Source organism: uncultured Campylobacter sp. (assembly GCF_937997595.1).
In the GTDB taxonomy this organism is placed as follows: Bacteria; Campylobacterota; Campylobacteria; order Campylobacterales; family Campylobacteraceae; genus Campylobacter_B.
Map to the genome: position 1 here is coordinate 1 of NZ_CALKTS010000158.1, position 1,786 is coordinate 1,786.

The window sequence follows — 1,786 nt, forward strand, 5'->3', positions numbered from 1 at the left end:
AGTTTTTTTCGCTAGAGCTTACGCTTAATCGCGGCGTTGCGTTTTCGATGTTTGCATTCTTGGGCGAAAATTTAAAATTTATCCAGATCGCGCTGATCTCGGCACTTGCGGCGTATGTATTTTGTCATAAAAAGCTCTTTTGCGAACACTGGGCGCCGTTTGCGCTGATGCTCGCGGGGGGCTGTTCAAATTTGCTCGATCGCTTTATTCGCGGCGGCGTCGTGGATTACGTCGCGTGGCACAAGTGGTTTGAGTTCGCGGTGTTTAACTTCGCCGACGTGATGATCGATCTGGCCGTCGTGATTTTTATCTTCCAAAGCTACAAGATCGCGAAAAAGGAGAAAAATGAAAAGAAATAATTATATCGCCTATGCGCTGTGGTTTGTAGGCGGCTGTTCGTCGCTTTTGGGAATGCCGATTGGGGGCGGACTGCATAGAATTTACTGCGGTAAATTTATCAGCGGCTTTTCGCAGATCGCGCTATTTTGGCTGGGAAGCTTTACGCTATGGTTTTTAGTGGGCTTTTTATTTTGGGCTATTTGGGGGATTTGGTGGCTTATCGATCTATTTTTTATAGGTATCTGGGTCGATGATATCAACGAATTTAGCACCGAAACGATGCGAGACGACTACGAACAGCGCCTAAAAAAGGTCGATGCACTCTACGAGCTGTATCAAAAAGGCGCGATTTCTAAAGAGGAATTTGAAGTTAGAAAAGAAATTTTAATGAGAGATTAAGGAGGCTAAAATGAGTTATTTTTGGTTTAAATTTGTCCATTTTGCGGGCTTTATTTCATGGATGGCGATGCTGTTTTATATGCCGCGCCTGTATGTTTATCACGCTGAAAATTTAGACAAGCCGGATTTCGTAAAGGTCGTTAAAAAGATGGAGCGGATGCTCTATCACGCGATCGGCTGGATAGCAATGGCGGTGACGGTTTTTAGCGGCGTGATGCTGATCGTTTTAAATCCGGGGCTTATGAAGTTGGGATACTTTCATCTTAAGCTGCTAGCCGGAGTTTTGCTGATCTGTTATCATTTGTGGCTGTATTATTATATGTATAAATTTGAAAAAAACGAGTGTCACAGGAGTGGAAAATACTTCCGTGCGATCAACGAAGGCCCTACGATCATAATGTTTATAATACTTTATGCAATGCTAATAATGCCGAATTTACCGAGCAACTAGCCCGTTTTGATAAAAATTTAATTAAAATTTGCATAAAATTAAGGCAAAATTTTTAAAGGAAGCATGTGCAACATATCATTAAGAAAATTTTATCAAGCGAAAGTAGCGCCGGCGTTATATTACTTCTATCCGCGGTTTTTGCGATCTTAGCTCAAAATGTGGACTTTTTATCTAAATATTACGAAGCGTTTTTGCATTTGAGTTTTACCATAGGCGTGGGTTCTGCGAAACTTGACGAATCGATGCATTTTTTGGTAAACGACGTGCTCATGGCGATATTCTTTTTTGCCATCGGACTTGAGCTCAAGCGCGAAAAGATCGAAGGGCAGCTGCGTCACTTCTCTCAAATTTTACTTCCTAGCTTCGCGGCTCTGGGCGGAGTAATGATGCCTGCGATCATATTTTCGATCATCAACTGGGGCGATGCCGTCGCGATGAAGGGCTGGGCAATCCCTACGGCGACCGATATCGCTTTTGCCGTGGGCGTTATGGCGCTTTTAGGCAAAAAAATCCCGGCTAGCCTTAAAATTTTCGTTTTGACACTTGCGATAATGGACGATCTGTGTGCAATTTTAATCATCGCTTTGTTTTATTCCT

General features: G+C 42.9%; 4 protein-coding genes. All 4 read left to right on the top strand.

The annotated features are described in order from the left end of the window. Window positions 1–359: signal peptidase II (lspA, locus tag Q0614_RS05715; RefSeq protein ID WP_298787171.1), on the top strand; the 359-nt coding region annotated here is incomplete at its 5' end. After that, window positions 346–738, top strand: a complete 393-nt coding sequence (locus Q0614_RS05720) for an NINE protein (protein ID WP_298787173.1) — start codon at window positions 346–348, stop codon at window positions 736–738. The genes lspA and Q0614_RS05720, both read left to right, overlap by 14 nt. Window positions 739–748: 10 nt before the next feature. After that, window positions 749–1,189 (top strand): CopD family protein, encoded by a 441-nt coding sequence (locus Q0614_RS05725; RefSeq protein ID WP_297997264.1) that lies wholly within the window; start codon window positions 749–751, stop codon window positions 1,187–1,189. A gap of 65 nt (window positions 1,190–1,254) precedes the next feature. Then, the coding region (locus tag Q0614_RS05730; protein ID WP_298787176.1) for a Na+/H+ antiporter NhaA at window positions 1,255–1,786 on the top strand (532 nt) is incomplete at its 3' end.